The following is a 1,367-nucleotide window of genomic DNA, read 5'->3' as shown; positions in this document are numbered from 1 at the left end:
GCTCGCGCTGCGGCGGACGCAGGCGGCCGAGGCCGCCGCGGCGCGGGCGTTGCGCGAGGTCGAGCGGCGGGAGGCGGCGGAGCGGGTGGCGCGCGAGGCCCGCAAGATGGAGGCGCTGGGCAAGCTGACCGGCGGCATCGCGCACGACTTCAACAACCTGCTCGCCGTCATCATGGGCAATGCCGAGCTTGCGATGAACCGCCCGCCCGACAGGGCCCGGCGCCTGCTGGAGGGGGTGATCGCCGCCGCCCAGCGGGGGGAGCGCCTGACGCGGCAGTTCCTCGCCTTCAGCCGCAGCCGCCCGGCCGCGCCCCGCCTGATCGACCTAGCCGAGACGGTGCCGCGGGTGATCGAGATGGTCCAGCCGGCGCTCGGCACCGACATCCAGGCGGAGACGCGGCTGGCGGCCGGCATCTGGCCGATCCGGGCCGATCCGGGCGAACTCGAGATCGCGCTGCTCAACCTCGCCATCAACGCCCGCGACGCGATGCCGCGCGGCGGCCGGCTGACGGTGCGCGCGCTGAACGTTCCGGCCGCACACCTGCCGCGCTTCGGCGGCGGCGGCCTCGCGGGCGACCACGTCGCCCTCAGCGTCGCCGACACCGGCACCGGCATGCCCCGGAACGTGCTCGACCGCGCCTTCGAGCCGTTCTTCACCACCAAGGAGGTCGGGGTCGGCACCGGGCTCGGTCTCAGCCAGGTATACGGTTTCGCGCGGCAGTCCGGCGGCCTCGCGACGATCGACAGCACGCCCGGCCGGGGCACCGTCGTCACCATGCTGCTGCCCCGTGCCGCGGCCTGGGCGGAGCCGGAGCCGGAGCCGGCGGCGCCGGCCGCCGCCGAGTTGCCGTCCGTGACGGAGGGGCGGCGCGTGCTGGTGGTCGAGGACAACGAGGAAGTCGCCGCCGTCACCGCGGCGCTGCTGCGCGCGGAGGCGTGCGAAGTCGACACCGCCGCCCGCGTGGCAGAGGCGCGGCAGTTGCTGGAGGCCGGGCGGACCTATGACCTCGTGCTCGCCGACATCGTGATGCCGGGCGACAGCGGGATCGATTTCGCGCAGGAGATACGGATGCGCTGGCCGCGGCAGCGCATCGTGCTGATGACCGGCTTCACCAACCGGGCGGCGGAGGTGCCGGCGGGCGTGCAGGTGGTCAGCAAGCCGCTGCGGCTGGCGGATTTCCGCCGTCTGCTGACGGAGGCGCCGGCGGCTCCGACCAGCTCTCATACGTGAGCATCGCATAGCCGTCGCGCTCGAACCGCTCGCACACCGTCATGCCGATGCCGCCGAGCACGACGCGCGAGGCGTGGTTGCTCTCGCGTGCCACCGCGACGATGCGCGACAGGCCGCGGACGTCATGGCCGAAGCG

The 1,367-nt window shown here is 74.3% G+C and carries 1 protein-coding gene and 1 pseudogene; one reads left to right on the top strand and one right to left on the bottom strand.

The window, feature by feature from the left end:
• Nucleotides 1-1,231 (top strand): ATP-binding protein (locus B8460_RS13815; protein WP_048862191.1); only part of this gene is annotated, 1,231 nt, incomplete at its 5' end.
• On the opposite strand, the pseudogene B8460_RS23075 reads toward B8460_RS13815, so the two are convergent.
• Nucleotides 1,152-1,367: pseudogene (locus B8460_RS23075) on the bottom strand (hypothetical protein); the annotation flags it as partial. The gene B8460_RS13815 and the pseudogene B8460_RS23075 sit on opposite strands and share 80 nt — an antisense overlap.

It is taken from the genome of Acidisphaera rubrifaciens HS-AP3, from assembly GCF_000964365.1.
Taxonomy (GTDB): Bacteria; Pseudomonadota; Alphaproteobacteria; order Acetobacterales; family Acetobacteraceae; genus Acidisphaera; species Acidisphaera rubrifaciens.
The sequence above is the reverse complement of the archived record's forward strand: the minus strand, read 5'-3'. Positions and strand labels throughout refer to the sequence as shown.